The sequence below is a fragment of the Blastococcus sp. SYSU DS1021 genome (assembly GCF_054050995.1).
On sequence record NZ_JBJHAL010000016.1, the window covers coordinates 1 to 19,183 of the forward strand.

Sequence of the window (19,183 nt, forward strand, 5' to 3'; positions counted from 1 at the left end):
AACATCCCCCCCGCCCCCCCCCCCCCCCCCCCCCCCCCCCCCCCCCCCCCCCCCCCCCCCCCCCCCCCCCCCCCCCCCCCCCCCCCCGGTGCTCAGCGCCCCGCGGCGGCCAGCGTCGGGTAGTCGGTGTACCCCTCCGGCCCGGAGGTGTAGAAAGTGCGCGGGTCGGCCTGGGTCTCCGGGTGCTCACCGGCCCAGCGCTCGACCAGGTCGGGGTTGGCGAGCACCGGCCGGCCGACGGCGACGGCCTCGGCGTGCGCCTCCTCGATCAGCCGCACGGCCTCCGCGCGGGTGGTCACCGTGCCGAAGCCGCTGTTGGCGATCAGCGGCCCACCGAAACGGCGGCGCAGCTCCTGCACGAGGTCACCGGCGGGCTCGACGTGCAGCACGCTGAGGTAGGCGAGGCCCAGCGGGCGCAGTCCGTCGACCAGCGCGCCGTAGGTGGCGAGCACGTCGGCGCGGTCGGTCTCCAGGGCGTCCTGGATGTTGTGCTCGGGGGAGATGCGCAGGCCGACCCGCCCCGCGCCGACCTCCTCGGCGACCGCGGCGGCGACCTCGTGCACGAAGCGGGCACGCTTCTCGGGGCTGCCACCGTAGGCGTCCTCGCGCCGGTTGGACGCCGGCGACAGGAACTCGTGCAGCAGGTAGCCGTTGGCCGCGTGCAGCTCCACGCCGTCCAGGCCGGCGTCGACGGCGCGGCGCGAGGCGGCGACGAAGTCGGCGATCGTGGCGCGCACCTCCTCGGTGGTGAGCGCGTGCGGCACCGGGAAGGGCTTCTTGACCCCGCCACCGACGTGCACCTCGCCCTCGATGGCGATCGCGCTGGGGGCGACGACGCGGGTGCCGGTCAGCTCCGGGTGGGAGACCCGGCCGCCGTGCATGACCTGCAGGACGATGCGGCCGCCGCGGGCGTGGACGGCGTCGGCGACGCGCCGCCAGCCCTCGGCCTGCTCGTCGGTGACGATGCCTGGCTGCCCGGCGAACGCGCGCGACTCGTCGTTGGGGAAGGTCCCCTCGGTGATGATCAGGCCCACGCCGGCGCGCTGCTCGTAGTGCTCGACGACGACGTCGCGGGGAATCGCGGCGCGGCCGGAGCGCATCCGGGTGAGCGGTGCCATGACGACGCGGTTGGCCAGCTCGAGGTCGCCGAGCCGCACGGGGGAGAACAGGTCCATGACCGGCGCAACCGCCGGCGGTGACCAACCGATTCCGGGGCGTGCGTCACTTCGCCGCCGCGGTGCTGGGGCTTCGCCGCCCTCGCGGTGTGGCCGCCGTCCTCGTGGTGCACCGCGAGGACGGCGGCCGCACGGCGAGGACGAGTGGGGGAGCTGCGCCCGTCACCCGGCGAGGACGGCGTCCCGCTGCGCGATCCCGGCCAGCCGGGCGTACCGGCCGCCGAGGGCGAGGAGCTCCTCGTGGGTACCCTGCTCGGCGACCCGGCCGGCGTCCAGGACGACGATCCGGTCGGCGTCGCGCACGGTGGAGAGCCGGTGCGCGATGGTGATCGTCGTCCGCCCGCGGCTGGCCTCGTCGAGCGCCGCCTGCACCGCCCGCTCCGTCTCGTTGTCCAGGGCGCTGGTCGCCTCGTCGAGCACCAGCACCCGCGGGTCGCGCAGCAGCGTGCGGGCGATCGCCAGCCGCTGCTTCTCCCCGCCGGAGAACCGGTGCCCCCGCGCGCCGACCACCGTGTCGTAGCCGTCGGGCAGCGCGGCGATGACCTCGTGCACCTGCGCGCGGCGGGCGGCGTCGACGAGCTCGGCGTCGGTGGCCTCGGGCCGGGCGTGCAGCAGGTTCTCCCGCACGGTGCCGTGCAGCAGGTAGGTCTCCTGGCTGACGACGCCGACGATCCGCGCGAGATCGGCCAGCCGCAGGTCGCGGACGTCGACGCCGTCGATCAGCACCCGCCCGGTCGTGGGGTCGTTCAGCCGGGCCACCAGCGAGGCCAGCGTGCTCTTGCCGGAGCCGGTCTCCCCCACCAGCGCCAGGGTCGAGCCGGCGGGCACGGTCACGTCGACGTCGGCCAGCGCGGGACGAACGCCGTCCGGGTAGCGGAAGCCGACGTGCTCGAACCGCACCTCGCCGCGGACGGAGGCGGCGTCGACGGCGACCGGGTCGGCGGGGTCGTCGATGTCGACGGGCAGGTCGAGGTACTCGAACACCCGGCTGAAGAGCGCCATGGAGGCGGTCAGCGAGACACCGATGTCCAGCAGCTGCATCAGCGGCCGAAACAGCGCACCCTGCAGCGTGGTGAAGGCGACGAGGGTGCCGATGGTCATCCCGCCCGACGTCGCCGGCAGCCCGGCGGCCAGGTAGATCAGCGCAGGGATGCCGGCGAAGACGATGCTCATGGTGGCCATCCGCCAGCGGCCGGCCAGCTGCGAGCGCACCTCGAGGTCGACCAGGAACTCCGACGTGCCGGCGAACCGCCGCGACTGCGCCGGGCCCGCGCCCAGCGTCTTGCCCAGCAGGACGCCGCTGATGCTCAGCCCCTCCTCGACCTGGGAGTGCAGGTCGGCCAGGTGCCGTTGCCGCTGGGCGGTGATGGTCCGGCGCATGCGGGCGACGCGGCGGGTCAGCCAGACGGCCGGCGGGAGCACGACCAGCGACAGCAGCGACAACCGCCAGCTGAGCACCACCATGGCCGCGACCGTGCCGATGACCGTGGTGGCGTTCGCGGCGAACGAGGTGGCGGTCGAGGTGACCACCGACTGCATGCTGCCGACGTCGTTCATCAGCCGCGACTGCACCTCGCCACCCTTGGTGCGCGTGAAGAAGCCCAGCGACTGGCGCTGCAGGTGGGTGAAGACGGCCGTCCGGAGGCCGTGCATGACCCGCTGGCCGACGGTCGTGGACAGCCAGGTCTGCACCACGCCGAAGATCGCCGTGACCACGGTGACGGCGATCATCCCGGCGACGGCCCACAGCAGCAGGGGGACGTCCTGCCCGGGGATCGCCTCGTCGATGACCAGGCGGATGAGGAACGGGGTGGCCAGCGCGACGGCGGACGACGCCACGATCAGCGCCACCACGACCCCCAGCTGCCAGCGGTAGGGCCGGAACAGCCCGGCGACCCGGCTCCAGCGGACCGGGGACCGCTCGAGCTGGCCGAGGTCGGCCGGATCTGGCTTGCGGCCGACGTTCTCGCCGCCGCCACCACCCCGGCCACCGCCGCGGCCGCCACCCGTCATCGTCTCGCTGATGTCGCCACCCCCGTTCTCGGTTGCTGAGGTTACCTCACTGTCTGGGAACCTCCGGATCATCGCTACCATTCCCCCGTGACGGAGGACGGGACCGGCGAGCTGGGCGACCTGCTGATGCGGGTGGCGCGCACGCAGCGCCGTCGCTGGCGCGAGGCCCTCGCGCCCTGGGACCTCTCCCCGCACCAGGCCCGGGCCCTGCGGGTGGTCTGCGAGCGGGACGGCGTCCGGCTCTCCGACCTGGCCGAGGCGCTGCACATCGCACCCCGATCGGCGACCGAGGTGGCCGACGGCCTGCAGGAACGCGGCCTCGTCGAGCGCAGCCCCGACCCGGGCGACCGGCGGGCGGTGATCGTCCGCCCCACCGACGAGGGCCGGCGGGTCCGGCGGGAGGTGGGGCGCGCTCGGGCCGCCGACTCCGCCGAGCTGTTCGCCCGCCTCGGCCCCGAGGACCGCGCCACCCTCGCCCGGATCCTGCACGACCTCACCGACTGACGCCCCGGGCCGGCAGCCCCCGAGAATGGGCGGCACGACCGTCGCCGTCCGGGGAGGCCCGAAGATGGATCAGCTGGGGATCGACTGGGAGCGGGCGGGGCTCGTCGTGCTCTCCACCGTGGCCATGTACCTGTTGCTGATCCTCTGCGTCCGGCTCGTCGGACAGCGCAGCCTCGCCACCATGTCCAGCTTCGACCTCGGCTGCGCGATCGCACTCGGCGCCGTCATCGGCCGCACGGTGCTGCTGCTCGACCCCACCCTGGCCACAGGTGCCCTCGCCATGGTCACCCTCTTCGGAACCCAGACGGCGCTGGCCCGGCTGCGGCGCAGCCGGTGGGCCGACCGGCTGATGAACCGCCCCCCGGTGCTGCTCATGGCCGGCGCGACTCCGCTGCACGAGAACCTGCGCGCCGCGCACGTCGCCGAGGACGAACTGCGGCAGAAGCTGCGGCTGGCCGGCATCCGGAACCTCGCGGAGGTGCGATGCGTCGTCCTCGAGCGCACCGGGGCGGTGAGCGTCATCCGGCAGTCCGAGCCGCTGGACCCGTGGCTCTTCTCCGACGTGCCGGACGCCGCCCGGCTGGTCCCCGCCGCCGGCCCCGGCCGTCCCGCCTGAGCCACCGGGCGCCCCCATCCGCGGAGGACGCGCCGCCCGGGTCAGCGGGAGCGCCGCTGACCGGTGCTGCTGGAGGTCACGGCCTCCCCGCCGCCGCGGATGGCCGACCGGGCCTCCTCGCCGGCATGAGCGGTGCTGCCACCGGACGCCCACTGCACGCCGAGCGGGTTCCCGACGACGACGTCCGCGCCTGCGCCCCGGAGAGTGCGCCGGCCCCGGTGGCCGGGTGCGACGCCGTCACGGCCGATGGCGACGGATGGCTACGGTCCGTCGTCGGGTTCCTCGACCGGGGACCCGGTCGGCGCGGGCAGCGCCGCGATGCGGGCGGCCGGCGGTGGCGCCCCCCGGCCTCACGCGCCGGGGCGGCGCCGCTCGTCGCCGGGTGCTTCCGGGAACGGGGGGGCCGACGCCTCGCGCTCGGGCAGGTAGGGCGAGAGGAAACCGCACATGCCGAGCACCGGGTCGGACCGCCGGGACAGGTGGTGCACACCAGCGGCGCGCAGGTGGTCGGCCTTGCCCAGCTGGAGGGCGTCCAGCCGGTCGCCGGTGCGCTGCGCCGCCGCCAGTGCACCCGCCCGCCAGCGCTCCCGCCAGTCCGGTACGCGAGACCGGACGAGGGCGGCAGCGGCCGCGTGGAAGGCGGCCAGCGCCCCCCGGTCCCCGGCCTCGGTGCGTCGTCGCAGGTGGAGGAACCCCTCGACGGCCAGATCGCGACGGGCACGGGCCCGCTCGGGGGTGGGGCGCCCGTCAGGACCCGTCAGGGACGTCGCGGCCGCGTACGCGTCCGGGTCGCGCAGGTACTCCCCCGGCACGGTCAGCACGGCGTCGCCGGCCTCCGGCAGGCCGCTGTTCTCCATGACGACGACGACCCGCAGCTCCTCGTCGTTCACGGCCCGATGGATGGTCCCGGGCGTGAACCACACGACGTCGCCGGCGACGAGGGGCACCTCCCCGGCGCCGCCCTCCATCGTGAGCGTCTGCAGTCGCCCCCGGCCGCCGACGACCACGTAGGCCTCCGAGCAGCACAGGTGCAGGTGCGGGGAACCCCCGTGCAGGCCGTCGTGGGTATCCCACGGGTAGACGTCCAGGCCGCTGAGGCCGACCGCCCCCGGCAACGGCGCCGGCGGGGCGCCCGCCGCGGGGTGCCGGGCGGCCGTCACAGCGGGTGCTCGGCCACGTGGGCCGCCACGTCGCTGCGGGTCCAGGGCCGGTCGACGACCACCACCCGGTGCCGCAGGGTGAGGGCGTCCCCCGGCGCGAGCGTCACCTCCTCGGAGAAAGCCGGTGAGGGGTTCACCGCGGGGAACGGCTCACGGCGGACGAACCAGCGCAACGGCACCGCCGCGGAACTGGTCCCGGCCATGAAGAGGAGGGTCGCGCCGCCGTCGACCTCGTCGTGCAGACCCGTGTAGGCCAGCCACGGCGAGGTGGCGCCCATCGGCTCCGGTGCGGCGTCCTCGTCGGCGACGAGCACCTCTCCCCCGGTGAAGCCGCGCGGTCCCCGCCAGAAGAACCCGGTGTAGCCGGCGTCGGGGCGTCCGTGCGTGGTCGGGCTGCCGACGTGCAGGTCCCGGCCGCGGACGTTGCAGAGCTCGGTGCCGAAGTCCAGCGCCCAGGTGCCCCGCTCGACGTCGACCCCGTGCCAGCGCAACTCGCGCCGCTCGGTGACCCAGTCCTCACCGGCGGCGGTCACCCAGGTGAGCTCCTCGACCAGGCGGACCTCGTGGTCGGCCACGACGAACTCGGCGAAGCGGTCGTGCCGCATGCGGCCGATGTTGTCGACGGGGACGTAGCCCTGCCCGTGGCGGTAGCTGTAGCCGCCCCAGAAGTTCTGGTCCGACAGGTGGGACACGGTCATCTGCAGGCCCTTGTGCCAGCGGTGGTCGTGCGGTCGATAGGCCGACACCAGCCCGCCGGAGAGAGTCCGCAGGGGGTGCAGGTAGGGCTTCCGGGACTCGAAGTCCGGCACCTGGGGGTCGTAGTCGTACGACGCGATCTCGACCCGCCCGGCACCCTCGCCGACGCCGACGCCGTCGCCCTCGACGGCGACGACCACGCGGCGGCCGTGCTCGTGGACGACCCGGAGCGCGGCGCTCACCGCTGACCCCCGGTGGTCGCCAGGTCGCCACCGAGCCGGTCGTAGTGCGGGCTGCCGGGTACGAGATCGGCCCGGGCGACGCTGCCCCCGGACGCCGAGGAGCGGTAGAGACCGGTGACCAGTTCCATCGTCTCGCGGCCCTGCCGGCCGCTGACCAGCGGGCGCTCCCGCCGGTCGAAGGAGTCGAGCAGGCTCCGCAGCTGCGCCACGTGCCCGCTCGCCACCCCGCCCGTGGGGGCCCAGCCGGCGATCCGCTCCCGGTCGGTGACGTGCGGAGCCGGCGTCCACGTCCAGTCGTCGTCCCCGTAGCCGTACAGGTGCTCCAGCTCGACGGTCGCGTCGGTGAAGTCGAACCGCAGGTAGCTGGTCTCCCGCGGGGAGAGCACGCTGTTGACGATCGAGGCCATGGCGCCGGACTCGAAGGTCACCACCGCCATCGCGACGTCCTCGGTCTCGACCCGCCGGTCGAGCGTTCCGGTGACCGCGCTGACCTCGCGCCAGTTCCCGAGCACGGACAGCAGCAGGTCCATCTGATGGATGCCGTGGCTCATCGTCGGTCCGCCGCCCTCGGTCTCCCAGCGGCCCCGCCACGGCACCTCGTAGTAGTCGTGGCCGCGATACCAGAGGGTGTGGCAGACGGCGACGAGCGGGCGCCCGAGCGCACCGGTGCGCACCTGCTCGCGCAGCCGCTGGGCGCCCGAACCGAAGCGGTGCTGGAAGACGTAGGCGACGTACGGCCCACCCTCCTGCTCGCGCTCGGCGACGGCGTCCAGGTCGAGGAGGGAGAGCATCGGCGGCTTCTCGCACCACACCCAGGCCCCGGCGTCGAGGCACGCCGTGACGCCCTCGAGGTGGGCCGACGGCGGGGTGCACAGCGTGACCAGGTCCGGTGACTCGGCGGCGAGCATCGCCCGGATGTCGCCGTAGACGCCGGGCACGCCCCAGCGCCCGGCGAGCTCGCGGGCACGGGTGAGGTCGACGTCGGCGATCGCGACGACCTGGACCCGCTCCCCCACGTCTGCCAGCGCGGGAAGATGGCGGTCATCGGCGATCGCGCCGGCTCCGACGACGGCGACCCGGACCGGCGTGGTTGCGTGGTCCACAGGACTCCTCACTGCGCGGTCGGCCGCCGGGGGCAGCCGCGGACGACGGTCTGGTCGCACCGTCCGGCGAGGCGTCCGCCCGACGGTGGGACCGGGGGATGCCGATCAGCGGGACAGCCGCGCCCCGGTGCTGGTGGAGAACACGTGCTCCTCACCACCGCGGATGACGAACCGGACCTCGTCACCGGCCCGCGGCGGCCGCCGGGCGTCGACCCGCGCGACGATCTGCGCGGTGTCCCCGCCGTGCAGGTGCTCGGCGAGTTCCTGATCCAGCAGCGAGGCGTAGACGTAGGCGTCCGAGCCGAGTTCCTCGACCAGGTCGACGCAGGCCCGGAACCCCGCCTCGCCGGGCGGGGCCACCTCGATCGCCTCGGGACGGAAGCCCAGGGTGACCGACCGGTCGGAGCCGGCCGCCGCGACGGTCTCGCGGGACAGCGGAACGATCAGCTCGCCGAGCCGGGCACCGCCCTCGACCAGCGGCACCTCCGCGAGGTTCATCGCCGGGGAGCCGATGAAGCCGGCCACGAAGACGTTGGCCGGCCGGTCGTACATCTCCCGCGGGCTGTCGACCTGCTGGAGGATCCCGTCCTTGAGCACCGCCACCCGGTCGCCCATCGTCATGGCCTCGACCTGGTCGTGGGTGACGTAGACGGTGGTGATGCCCAGGCGGCGCTGCAGCGAGGCGATCTGGGTGCGGGTCTGCACCCGCAGCTTGGCGTCCAGGTTGCTCAGCGGCTCGTCCATCAGGAACACCTGGGGCTGGCGCACGATCGCCCGCCCCATCGCCACCCGCTGCCGCTGCCCGCCCGACAGCGCCTTGGGCTTGCGGTCCAGGTAGTCCTCGAGGTCCAGCAGCTTGGCCGCCTCCCGCACCCGGGTGGCCCGCTCGTCCTTGCCCATCCCGGCGATCTTCAGGGCGAAGCCCATGTTGTCGGCCACGCTCATGTGCGGGTACAGCGCGTAGTTCTGGAACACCATCGCGATGTCACGGTCCTTGGGCGGCACGTCGGTGACGTCGCGGTCGCCGATCCGGATCGCGCCGCCGTCGACCTCCTCCAGCCCGGCCAGCATCCGCAGCGACGTCGACTTCCCGCAGCCCGACGGGCCGACCAGCACGAGGAACTCGCCGTCCTCGACCGCCAGGTCCAGCTGGTCGACCGCCGGCGTCGAACCGCCGGGGTAGAGCCGGGTCGCCTTGTCGTAGGTGACCGATGCCATCGGGGAGCTCCCTCGCTCTGACGGGGTGGGACGGGCGGCGCGGAACGGTCCCGACGCGAACGCGTGGGGCCGCGCTCCCGCACGGTGTGACTCCGCTCACCCTATGGGCAAGCGCTTTCCGGCGTCAAGGATCCTCATCCGGTCAGCTCCGCCATCCGGTCGGTGGCGAAGACCAGGCCGTGCCCGGGGGCGGTGTCGGCACGCAGGACGCCGTCGGCGATGGCCACCCCGCTGGGCCGGGCGAGCGCCCCCAGCGCCGCGAACGAGGCGTCCTCGACGTCCTCGACCATGGTGGTCAGCGGCAGGCACATCGCCAACTGGCCGGAGAGGTCCGGCAGCAGATGGGGCGCCACCGGCACGCTCGCCGCAGCCGCTAGTTGGGCGATCCGCAGGAACGGCGTGATGCCCCCCACCCGCACGACGTTGGGCTGGACGACGTCGGCCGCACCGGACGCCAGCAGCGCGCGGTACTGGAACGCGGTGTAGACGTTCTCCCCCACCGCGATCGGCACGCCCAGCCCGGCGTCGTGCAGCCGGCCCAGCGCGGGCAGGTCGTCGGCGACCAGCGGCTCCTCGACCCAGTGCAGGTCGAAGGCCGACATGGCCCGGACCGCACGCATCGCCGTCGGCAGGTCCCAGCGCTGGTTGGCGTCGACCATCAGCCGGCGGTGCGGTCCGAGCACCGCGCGGACGGCGGCCACCCGCTCGACGTCCTCGGCCAGGTCCGGCCGGCCCACCTTGATCTTCACCGCGGTGCACCCGTCGGCGACCCAGCGTTCGGTCTGCGCCACCAGCTCCTCGAGGGAGTAGTGGAAGTTGACCCCGCTGCCGTAGACGGCGACCGAGTCCCGTCGGCGGCCCAGGTGGTCGACCAGGCTCCGCCCGGCCGCCTTCGCCGCGAGGTCCCACAGCGCGGTGTCGACGGCGGCGATCGCCATCGTGGTCAGCCCGCCACCGCCGGCCTCGTGCAGGTGCCACCAGAGCCGGTCCCAGACCACGCCGGGCTCCACCGGCCCGCCGACGACCACCGGGGCCACGTCGGAGTCGACGAGCGCCTGCAGCGCGCGGGCCCCGATCGACGGCGTCCAGCTGAACCCGGTGCCGGTGCGCCCGTCGCTGGTCTCCAGCTCGGTGACCAGCAGGTGCAGCGCGGGCACGTCGGCGCCCCACGGCCGGGACAGCGGCAGCCGGAACAGCCGGCTGGACAGCCGGGTGACCGTGCTCATCGCAGCTCCGTGCGCCAGCTGCGCGACGCCGTCCAGCCCAGCAGCCGCTCGGCCTTCGCGGTGCTGAACGCCGGGCTGGTGCCGGTCAGCCCGGCCGCCAGCTCGGGCGCGACCCCGGAGTGCTCGGGCAGCAGCTCGGCCAGCGGCGCCTCGGCCAGCGCGTCCCGCGCGCCGACGAAGTACACCTCGCCGTTGGGCACCTCACCGGCCTTGCCCAGCAACGTGTCCAGGAAGTCCGCGCAGTCCCGGGCGTCGACGTAGTTGAACAGCGAGACCGCGCCGTGCCGCGGGTCGGCGATCCGCTCGCGCACCGTGTGCCCCTGCTGGGTCGGCGCGCCCGCCCACTCCTCCGGGGCGATCACGAAGCACGGCCGGAACGCCGCCAGCCGCACCCGGTCGCCGTACTGGGCGGCGAACATCCGCATGGTCTGCTCGGCGGCCAGCTTGGACAGCCCGTAGGCGTTCCACGGCCGCGCCGGGTGGTCCTCGTCCAGCGGCAGGTACCGCGGCGCCCAGCCGGCCGGGCTGCCGTACCCCATGACCGTGGGGCTGCTGGCGGTCACCACGGTGCCGACGCCGGAGTCGACCGCGGCCTGCAGCACGTTGTAGGCCAGCGCGGTGTTGGTCGCGTGGATGACCGACTCGGGACGGCTGAACGGGACGGCGATGGCCGCCAGGTGCACCACGGCGTCGGGCCGGTAGCGGGCCATGACGCCGTAGGCCTGGCCGAGGTCGGCCAGGTCGGCGGGGAACGTCGCGGCGGCCTTCTCCGACGGCGCCGCGGTGACGTCGACCGAGACGACCTCGTGGCCGGCGTCGGCCAGCCCGTCGACGACGCTGCGGCCCAGCCGGCCGGCACCCCCGGTGACCAGCACCCTCACGCCGACTCCACCCTGCCCGCGCCCACGCCACCCGCCCCGACGCCGGGCACCACGACGTCCAGGTAGCGCTGCTTCACCGTCTCCACGACCTCGGCCTTGGGCTGGGCCCAGACGTCGGCGTTGAAGATCTCCACCTCGACGTCCCCGGTCCAGCCCGCGGCCTCGACCGCTGCCACGAACGGCGGGAAGTCGATCACCCCGTCGCCCATGTAGCCGCGGGCCATCAGCGCGTCGGCCGGGATGGGCATGAGGAAGTCGCAGACCTGGAAGGAGGCGATCCGGTCGCCGGCCCGCTCGATCGACCGCCAGACCTCCGGGTCCCACCACAGGTGGAAGGTGTCGACCACGACGCCCACCTGCGCCGACGGGAAGGGCGCCGCCAGGTCGAGGGCCTGGCCGAGGGTGGAGAGCACGGCCCGGTCGGCGCAGTACATCGGGTGCAGCGCCTCCAGCGAGAGCCGGACCCCACGCTCCCCCGCGTACGGCGCGAGCTCGGCCAGCGCATCGGCCACCCGCTCCCGGGCTCCCACCAGGTCCCGCGATCCGGCCGGCAGCCCGCCGACCACCATGACCAGCGACCCCGCGTCCAGGGCGGCGGCCTCGTCGATCGCCTGCCGGTTGTCCTCGAGGGCCGCGGCCCGGGCGGCCGGGTCGGTCGCGGTCAGGAAACCGCCGCGGCAGTGCGAGGACACCCGCAGCCCGGCGTCGCGGATCAGCTTCGCCGTCCGCTCCAGCCCGAACTCGGCGACCGGCTCGCGCCAGGTGCCGAGCGCGGACAGCCCCGCCGCGGCCACGCCGTCGACGAAGTCGGGCATCGGCCAGCCCTCGACCGTCTTGTGGTTGATCGACAGCTTCGCCAACCGCGGGTCGGCGCTCACTGGCCCACCCCCACGGTCTGCAGGTAGGTGCGCATCCGGGCAGCGGCGAGCTCCGGGTCGGGCAGCAGTCCGGCGGCGTCGGCCAGCCGGAACACCTCGGCCAGGTGCTGCGGGCTGCGGGCGCTCTCCAGCCCGCCGACCATCCGGAAGCCCGGCTGGTGACCGGCCAGCCAGGCGAGGAAGACGATCCCGGTCTTGTAGTAGTAGGTGGGCGCGCCGAACAGGTGCCGGGACAGCGCCACGGTCGGCTCCAGCAGCCGGTCGTAGGTGGCCAGGTCGCCGCGGTCCAGCGCCTGCAGCGCGGTGGAGGCGGCCGGGGCGATCGCGTCGAAGATGCCCAGCAGGGCGTGCGAGTACGACTCGCCGTCCCCGCGCACCAGCGTCGGGTAGTTGAAGTCGTCGCCGGTGTAGAGCCGGACGCCGTCGGGCAGCCGGCGGCGCATGTCCACCTCGTGCGCCTCGTCGAGCATCGAGACCTTGATGCCGTCGACCTTGGCGCTGTGGTCGGCGATCACCTGCAGCACGGTGTCGGTGGCCTCGGCCAGCTGCGCCGAGCCCCAGTAGCCGGCCAGCGCCGGGTCGAACATGGGGCCGAGCCAGTGCAGGATCACCGGCCGGGACACCTGCTCGAGCAGCCGGCCGTAGACCTTGGCGTAGTCCTCGGCGCTGCCGGCCACCCGGGCCAGCTGCCGGCTGGCCATGATGATCACGTTGGCCCCGGCGCCCTCGATCACCTCGATCTGCTCGAGGTAGGCGGCCAGCACCTCGTCGGTGCCGGCCAGCTCGGCCGGCGCCTGGTCGGTGCCCGCCCCGCAGGCCAGGAGCCCGCCGCAGGCCTGCGCCTCGGCGGCCGAGCGGCGGATCAGCTCGGCGGTGGTGCTCCAGGGCATGCCCATGCCGCGCTGGGCGGTGTCCATCGCGTCGGCGACGCCCAGGCCGTAGGACCACAGGTGCCGGCGGAAGGCCAGGGTCGCGTCCCAGTCGACGTCCACCGGCGCACCCGGGGTGTTGTCGCCGAGCGGGTCGGCGACGACGTGCGCGGCGGCGTAGGCGGTGCGGCTGGTCAGCGGGCCGTCGGGGCGGGTGAAGGCGCCGGGCTCGCCGAGCCGGTGCTCGCCGACGGTGCCGTCGGCGCGGGGCAGGAGGACGGCCGGGCCGCTCACACCGTCACCTCGGGGATCTCGATCCGGCGGCCCTCGGCGGAGGACTGCAGGCCCAGCTCGGCGACCTGGACGCCGCGCGCACCGGCGAGGAAGTCGTACGGGTGCGGGGCGTCCTCCAGCACGTGGCGGAGGAACTGCTCCCACTGCGCCCGGAAGCCGTTGTCCAGGTCGGCGTTGTCCGGCACGACCTGCCACTGGTCGCGGAACCGCTCGGTGACCGGCAGGTCGGGGTTCCACACCGGCTTGGGCGTGGTGGCGCGGTGCTGGATCTTGCACTCGCGCAGCCCGGCGACGGCGCTGCCCTCGGTGCCGTCGACCTGGAACTCGACCAGCTCGTCCCGGTAGACCCGCACCGCCCACGAGGAGTTGATCTGCGCGATCACGCCGCCGGGCAGCTCGAAGATCCCGTACGCGGCGTCGTCGGCGGTGGCCGGGTAGGCCTGCCCGTGCTCGTCGATGCGGGTCGGGATGTGCGTGACCGCCTTGGCGGTGACCGCCTCCGGCCGGCCGAAGAGGTTCTCCAGCACGTAGGACCAGTGGCAGAACATGTCGACGACGATCCCGCCGCCGTCCTCCTTGCGGTAGTTCCAGCTGGGCCGCTGGGCCTCCTGCCAGTCACCCTCGAAGACCCAGTAGCCGAACTCGCCGCGCACCGACAGGATGCGGCCGAAGAAGCCGCCGTCGATCAGCCGCTTCAGCTTCACCAGGCCCGGCAGGTAGAGCTTGTCGTGGACCACCCCGTTCTTCACCCCGGCCTCGGCGGCCAGCCGGGCCAGCTCCAGAGCGCCGTCGAGGGACTCCGCGGTCGGCTTCTCGGTGTAGACGTGCTTGCCGGCGGCGATCGCGGCCTTGATCGACTTCTCCCGCGCCTGCGTGACCTGCGCGTCGAAGTAGATCGGCGCGGAGTCGTCGCGCAGCGCCTCGTCCAGGTCCGTCGTCCACCGCTCGATGCCGTGCTGGGCGGCCAGGTCGGCCAGCTTGCGCTCGTTGCGCCCGACCAGGATCGGCTCGGGCACGACCCTGCGGCCGTCGGCGAGCTCCAGGCCGCCGGCGTCCCGGATCGCGAGGATGGACCGGACCAGGTGCTGGCGGTAGCCCATCCGGCCGGTGACGCCGTTCATGATGATGCCGATCGAGCTGGACACGGTGCTTGCCTCCGGGGCGGGTGAAGGGGTCATCGGGTGCTCCCGGCGGGAGCGGCTGCGACCTCGGGCCGCAGCGGGATGCCGAAGTCGGCCAGGTGCACGACCTGGCCGGTGGTCAGGGACCGGTTGGCGGCCGCGCCGACGAGGACGCTGCGGACGCCGTCGAGCCAGCCGGCCGCCTGGCCGAGCGGGTCGGGTCGGGTGCCGGGGCGGAACAGGTCGTCGAGGAGGAGGGCGTCGCCGCCACCGTGCGCGCCGGGCCCCTCCGGCACCTGGATCCGCTGGGCGGTCTCCCAGCGGCGCTGCAGCAGCAGCTCGGTGCCCTCGGTGCGGGCACCGGAGGACGCCGGGGCCGCCTCGGGGGTGGCGCTGGGGTCGACGGCCACGCCGAACCCGCCGATGACGTCGTCGGCGGCGATCACCGCCGCCCGCTCGACCACCGACAGCTCGATCCGGCCCTCGGTGCCGTTGATGCTCACCCGGTAGCCCTCCCACGGGCCGTGGGCGTTGAGCGAGTAGCTGAGCATCGGGCCGCCGCCGTAGCCGAGCAGCAGCGCCATGTTGTCCTCGATGGTGATGCCCGGGGAGAACACGTCCTGGTCGCGGACGTAACCGTCCTCGGCCTCGGCGTCGAGGTAGAGCGCGCGCAGCCGGTCGTTCCCGGCCAGGTCGAGGGCGAACGGGTCGCGGCCGGCGTCCGGGGCGCCGTGGCTGCGCGCCGGACGTTCGCCCAGGCCCCGCTCCTTCGCGTTGGCGTCGCCGTAGAAGCGCAGGTCGCCGAGGGCGAAGACGGTCTCGGGAACCGCGTCGACCCACCAGTTGACCAGGTCGAAGTGGTGCGTGGCCTTGTGCACGAACAGGCCGCCGGACAGCGACTTGTCCCGGTGCCAGCGGCGGAAGTAGTCGGCGCCGTGGACGGAGTCCAGCACCCACTCGAAGTGCACCGAGGTGACCGCGCCGATCGCGCCCTCGGCGACGAGCCGGCGGACGGCGGCGTTCCGCGGCGAGTAGCGGTAGTTGAAGGTGACGACCAGGTCGCGCCCGCTGTCGGCGACCGCGTCCACGATCGTGGCGCAGCCCGCGGCGTCGGTGGTGAGCGGCTTCTCGCAGATGACGTCGTGCCCGGCGCGCAGCGCGCGGGAGACGTACTCCGCGTGCGTGTGGTCGACGCTGGCGACGATGACGGTGTCCGGGCGCTCGGCCTCGAGCATCGAGTCGAAGTCCTGCGGCGCGTACGCCGGCAGGGGCGCCGCGCCGGGGTGGGCCGCGGCGTACTGGCGCTGGTAGTAGGCCATGCGGACGCGGTTGGGGTCGCAGAGGGCGACCAGCCGGCCCACGTCGGCGTGGCTGCCCAGCAGCGCCGCGACGTACATCTCCGCGCGGTGGCCGGTGCCGACGATCGCGTACCTGCGCGGCGCCGGGGGCGCGGACGAGTCGGTGGAGGTCACGTCTCCCTCTCGGTGGTCGGACGGGTGGCGCGGGGGGCGGTGGGGGGGGGGGGGGGGGGGGCGGGGGGTGTGGTGGTGGGGGGGGGGGGGGGCGGGGGGGGGGGGGGGGGGGGGGGGGGGGGGGGGGGGGGGGGGGGGGGGGCCCCGCCCCCCCCCCCCCCCCCCCCCCCCCCCGGCCGGTGATCAGGCGATCGCCGCCTCGACCTCGGACATGAACCGCTCGGCGGCGTCCTCCACCGAGATCTGGTCGAACAGGATCTGCTCGGTGTAGCGCTGCAGGATCGCCTGCACCTCACCCGCGCCCTGCGGGGGCAGCGCCGGCGGCTCCTGCAGGTCGGGGGTGATCTCCTCGACGAACGCGATGGCGGCCTGGCCCGGCGCGTCCAGGGACGGAGCGATCTGCTCGCGCAGCTCGGTGTTCACCGGCAGCCCGCGGTCGGCCTTGATGATCTCGACCGCCTCCTCGGAGTTGATCAGCCAGTCGAGGAACATCGCGGCCTCCTGCGGGCTCTCGCAGTCGCTGCTGATCGCCCAGAACATGGCCGGCTTGAGGTACATCCCCGTCTCGCCGTCCCCCGCCTCGGTGGGGAACCGCATCAGCTGGAGCTCGCGGCCGGCTCCGGCGGTCAGCGCCGGCAGCTCGTTGGTCCACCAGAACCCGGAGGCCCCGCGGCCGGTGGCGACCAGCGCCTGGTCGACCCCGCCGTTGAAGACCTCGACCGTGGTGGAGGGCGGTGGCTCGGCGCCGGACTCCGACGCCTGCTTCTCGATGTTCCACCACTCGGCCAGCGTCTCGGCGGTGAAGCCGATCTCGCCGTTCTCGTCGAACAGCGCCTCGCCCTGCTCACGCGCGTAGATCTCGAAGTTGGTGTCGCCGCCGTTGAGGCCCATGGCCTGCATGCCGTACACCTGACCGCCCGTCGCCTCCGTGACCTGGGCGGCGGTCTCGACCATCTCCTCCCACGTCCAGGACTCGCCGTCGGGGATCTCCACCCCGGCGGTGGCGTAGGCCTGCGGGTCCACGACCACGGAGAAGGCGTTCACACCGGTGGGGATCGCGTAGGTGGCGTCGTCCACCATGCCGGTCTCGGCGACGTTCTCGTCGAGGTTGCCGGTGTCGATCGTGCCGTCCTCGATGTACGGCGTCAGGTCCAGCAGTGCGTTGCGGTCGGCGTACTCACGCACGTACCGGGTGTCCTGCTGCATGACGCAGGGCGCCTGGCCGCCGGCGGTGTTGGTGGCCAGCCTGTCCCAGTAGTCGGCGAACCCGGTGAAGTCGCCCTCGATGGTGACGCCTTCGTTCTGCGACTCGTAGAGGTCGATCAGCTCCTGCGTGGCGGCGTGCCGGGTGTCGCTCCCCCACCACGACATCCGCATCGTGACCGGCCCGTCCTCGCGGGTGGTGCCGCCGTCAGCGGCCGCGCCGCCGCCGTCGCCACCGCACGCAGCGGTGGTCAGCAGCAGCCCGAGGACGCCGCCGGTCACGCCGAGGCGGGTGGGCCAGGACGCCCGCATCCCGAATCTCTGGATCGTGTGCACGTTCCTTACCTCCTTGTAAGTGCTGTCACGTGTGCTGGGGGGTGTCACTTGAGCCCCGTGGTGGCGATGCCTCGGACGAGATAGCGCTGGCCCGCGAGGAAGAAGCCGAAGACCGGCGCCAGGGCGACGATCGACATGGCGAAGACAGGGCCCCACGGCGTCTGGCTCGTCGCGTCGACGAACGTCCGCAGGGCGACCGGGACCGTGTACATCTCGGGGTCGGTCAGGAAGATCAGCTGGCTGAAGAAGTCGTTCCAGGTCCAGATGAAGGTGAAGATCGCCGTGGTCGCCAGGGCCGGCACCGACAGCGGGATCACGATCCGCCAGAAGATCGCCCAGTGGCCGCAGCCGTCGATCCGCGCGGCCTCGTCCAGCTCGGTCGGGATGCCCCGGATGAACTGCACCATCAGGAAGATGAAGAAGCCGTCGGTGGCCAGCAGCTTCGGCACGATCAACGGCCAGAACGTGTTGATCCAGTCCAGCTCGGAGAAGAGGATGTACTGCGGGACGATCACCACGTGGATCGGCAGCATCATCGTGCCGAGCATGATCGCGAACCAGACCTTCTTGAACCGGAAGTCGAGCCGGGCGAACGCGTAGGCCGCCAGGGAGCAGGCCAGCAGGTTCCCGATGATCGAACCGGCGACGATGATCAGCGAGTTCCAGATGTAGTGGCCGAAGTCCCGGGGCAGCGCCGTCCAGCCCTCGGGGTAGTTCTGCGCGGTGACGCGCTCGGGGATCAGCCCCGTCTGGCTGAAGATGTCCTCGGTGAACTTGAACGAGCTCGAGAGCATCCACAGCAGCGGGTAGAGCATGAGCAGCGCGCCCAGGATGAGGACGGTGTGCGCCAGCCAGCGCGGCCGCTGCTTCTTCCGACGGTCGGGCAGCTTCTCCGTGGCAGCCACAGGGGGGGCCACGGTCAGGTCAGTCGCCATAGAACACCCAGTACTTCGATGCGAGGAAGTTGATCGCGGTCAGCCCACCGACGATGAGCAGGAGGAACCAGGCGAGCGCGGACGCGTAGCCCATGTCGAAGTTCCCGAAGCCGCGCTGGTAGAGGTAGAGCGTGTAGAACAGCGTCGAGTCGGCCGGGCCACCGGTGCCGCCGCTGACGATGAACGCCTGCGTGAAGGTCTGGAACGCGTTGATCGTCTGCAGCACGAGGTTGAAGAAGATGATCGGCGAGAGCAGCGGCAGGGTGACCTGGAAGAACTGCCGGACCTTCCCCGCGCCGTCCAGGGACGCCGCCTCGTAGTACATCGTCGGGATCTGCCGCAGGCCGGCCAGGAAGATGACCATCGGGGCACCGAACGTCCAGACGTTCAGGACGATCAGCGTGCCGAGGGCGTAGTCGGGGTCGGAGACCCAGCCGGGCGGGTTGTCGAACCCGACGAACCGGAGCACCTGGTTGAGCAGGCCGTCGGAGCCGAAGATCTGCCGCCACAGGATGGCGATCGCGACGCTCCCGCCGATCAGCGACGGCAGGTAGTAGATGGACCGGTACAGCGCGAGGCCGCGCAGGCCGCGGTCGAGGATCATCGCCAGGAACAGCGCGAACGCCAGCTGCAGCGGCACCGAGACGACGACGTAGGTGAACGTGACCTTGAGCGACTGGTAGAAGCGCGGGTCGTCGAACATCCGCTCGAAGTTGGCCAGCCCGACCCACTCCGGCGAGCCGATGAGGCTGTAGTCGGTGAAGGACAGGTAGGCCGACGCCAGGATGGGGCCGGCGGTGATGAACAGCAGGCCGGCGAACCACGGTGCGAGGAACAGGTAGGGCACCAGCCGGCCGGACTGCCTGCTGCGCCGCCGCTTTCCGGGCGACGACGCGTTGCGCCCCCCGGGGGGAGCCTCGTCGTGCGGGCGTGCACGCGACGAGACGTCGAGCGTGGACGACACGGGCTCTCACCTCTCTGCAGAGCTCGGCGGACGGGTTCGCCCGGTGGACGGAGTGCAGTGCATCACACTTGGTAAGCGCTTTCTAGAGCCTTCCGCGACGACCTGCTTCCGCCACGAGCCGGCGGCTGCACCCCCCGCGAGGAGCTGTGCGGTGAGTCACAGTGTGGCAAGCGCTTTCTAACGAACCGCCGAAACCATGTCAATGGGTCGATCCGGCGCAGATCACCGCGCGCGCTTCCCGCACCGCGCTGACCTGCGTATTTGTCTCCACAAGGAG

The 19,183-nt window shown here is 73.3% G+C and carries 17 protein-coding genes; 2 read left to right on the top strand and 15 right to left on the bottom strand.

The window, feature by feature from the left end; genetic code table 11:
* Nucleotides 1-92: 92 nt before the first annotated feature.
* On the bottom strand, nucleotides 93-1,175 hold the full coding sequence (locus ACI8AP_RS13035; protein ID WP_456589774.1) for an alkene reductase: 1,083 nt from the start codon (nucleotides 1,173-1,175) through the stop codon (nucleotides 93-95).
* Nucleotides 1,176-1,337: 162 nt separating this feature from the next.
* Nucleotides 1,338-3,188: an ABC transporter ATP-binding protein gene (locus ACI8AP_RS13040; protein ID WP_456589775.1), complete on the bottom strand. Its 1,851-nt coding sequence runs from the start codon at nucleotides 3,186-3,188 to the stop codon at nucleotides 1,338-1,340.
* Between the two features lie 87 nt (nucleotides 3,189-3,275).
* Here ACI8AP_RS13040 and ACI8AP_RS13045 point away from each other — a divergent pair, with 87 nt between their 5' ends.
* Together ACI8AP_RS13045 and ACI8AP_RS13050 are read left to right on the top strand one after the other, a co-directional pair.
* On the top strand, nucleotides 3,276-3,692 hold the full coding sequence (locus ACI8AP_RS13045) for a MarR family winged helix-turn-helix transcriptional regulator (protein ID WP_456589776.1): 417 nt from the start codon (nucleotides 3,276-3,278) through the stop codon (nucleotides 3,690-3,692).
* A 64-nt stretch (nucleotides 3,693-3,756) separates the two neighbouring features.
* Nucleotides 3,757-4,308, top strand: a complete 552-nt coding sequence (locus tag ACI8AP_RS13050; RefSeq protein WP_456589777.1) for a DUF421 domain-containing protein — start codon at nucleotides 3,757-3,759, stop codon at nucleotides 4,306-4,308.
* A gap of 350 nt (nucleotides 4,309-4,658) precedes the next feature.
* Here ACI8AP_RS13050 and ACI8AP_RS13055 read toward each other — a convergent pair whose 3' ends face one another.
* From ACI8AP_RS13055 to ACI8AP_RS13115, 13 genes are all read right to left on the bottom strand, one after another.
* Nucleotides 4,659-5,468 carry a cupin domain-containing protein gene (locus ACI8AP_RS13055; RefSeq protein ID WP_456589778.1) on the bottom strand — a complete coding sequence of 270 codons (810 nt, stop codon included), beginning with the start codon at nucleotides 5,466-5,468 and terminating at the stop codon, nucleotides 4,659-4,661.
* A complete protein-coding gene (locus ACI8AP_RS13060) occupies nucleotides 5,465-6,406 on the bottom strand; it encodes a DUF6807 domain-containing protein (protein ID WP_456589779.1) in 942 nt (313 codons plus the stop codon). The genes ACI8AP_RS13055 and ACI8AP_RS13060 overlap by 4 nt, the downstream gene beginning before the upstream one ends.
* A complete protein-coding gene (locus ACI8AP_RS13065; protein ID WP_456589780.1) occupies nucleotides 6,403-7,509 on the bottom strand; it encodes a Gfo/Idh/MocA family protein in 1,107 nt (368 codons plus the stop codon). The genes ACI8AP_RS13060 and ACI8AP_RS13065 overlap by 4 nt, the downstream gene beginning before the upstream one ends.
* A 105-nt stretch (nucleotides 7,510-7,614) precedes the next feature.
* On the bottom strand, nucleotides 7,615-8,727 hold the full coding sequence (locus tag ACI8AP_RS13070; RefSeq protein WP_456589781.1) for an ABC transporter ATP-binding protein: 1,113 nt from the start codon (nucleotides 8,725-8,727) through the stop codon (nucleotides 7,615-7,617).
* 134 nt (nucleotides 8,728-8,861) lie between these two features.
* Nucleotides 8,862-9,953, bottom strand: a complete 1,092-nt coding sequence (locus ACI8AP_RS13075; RefSeq protein WP_456589782.1) for a mandelate racemase/muconate lactonizing enzyme family protein — start codon at nucleotides 9,951-9,953, stop codon at nucleotides 8,862-8,864.
* On the bottom strand, nucleotides 9,950-10,834 hold the full coding sequence (locus tag ACI8AP_RS13080; RefSeq protein WP_456589783.1) for an NAD-dependent epimerase/dehydratase family protein: 885 nt from the start codon (nucleotides 10,832-10,834) through the stop codon (nucleotides 9,950-9,952). Before ACI8AP_RS13080 ends, ACI8AP_RS13075 begins: the two co-directional genes overlap by 4 nt.
* Entirely contained in the window at nucleotides 10,831-11,712 is an 882-nt protein-coding gene (locus ACI8AP_RS13085; protein WP_456589784.1) for a sugar phosphate isomerase/epimerase family protein, read from the bottom strand. The genes ACI8AP_RS13080 and ACI8AP_RS13085 overlap by 4 nt, the downstream gene beginning before the upstream one ends.
* Nucleotides 11,709-12,875 carry a dihydrodipicolinate synthase family protein gene (locus ACI8AP_RS13090; RefSeq protein ID WP_456589785.1) on the bottom strand — a complete coding sequence of 389 codons (1,167 nt, stop codon included), beginning with the start codon at nucleotides 12,873-12,875 and terminating at the stop codon, nucleotides 11,709-11,711. The genes ACI8AP_RS13085 and ACI8AP_RS13090 overlap by 4 nt, the downstream gene beginning before the upstream one ends.
* A complete protein-coding gene (locus tag ACI8AP_RS13095; RefSeq protein ID WP_456589786.1) occupies nucleotides 12,872-14,020 on the bottom strand; it encodes a Gfo/Idh/MocA family protein in 1,149 nt (382 codons plus the stop codon). The genes ACI8AP_RS13090 and ACI8AP_RS13095 overlap by 4 nt, the downstream gene beginning before the upstream one ends.
* Before the next feature lie 29 nt (nucleotides 14,021-14,049).
* Nucleotides 14,050-15,468 carry a Gfo/Idh/MocA family protein gene (locus ACI8AP_RS13100; protein ID WP_456589787.1) on the bottom strand — a complete coding sequence of 473 codons (1,419 nt, stop codon included), beginning with the start codon at nucleotides 15,466-15,468 and terminating at the stop codon, nucleotides 14,050-14,052.
* A 183-nt stretch (nucleotides 15,469-15,651) separates the two neighbouring features.
* A complete protein-coding gene (locus tag ACI8AP_RS13105) occupies nucleotides 15,652-17,007 on the bottom strand; it encodes an ABC transporter substrate-binding protein (RefSeq protein WP_456589788.1) in 1,356 nt (451 codons plus the stop codon).
* Between the two features lie 44 nt (nucleotides 17,008-17,051).
* Complete coding sequence (locus ACI8AP_RS13110; RefSeq protein WP_456589789.1) at nucleotides 17,052-17,912, bottom strand: carbohydrate ABC transporter permease; 861 nt, start codon at nucleotides 17,910-17,912, stop codon at nucleotides 17,052-17,054.
* Nucleotides 17,913-17,931: 19 nt separating this feature from the next.
* Nucleotides 17,932-18,906: a carbohydrate ABC transporter permease gene (locus ACI8AP_RS13115; RefSeq protein WP_456589790.1), complete on the bottom strand. Its 975-nt coding sequence runs from the start codon at nucleotides 18,904-18,906 to the stop codon at nucleotides 17,932-17,934.
* Between the last annotated feature and the right edge of the window lie 277 nt (nucleotides 18,907-19,183).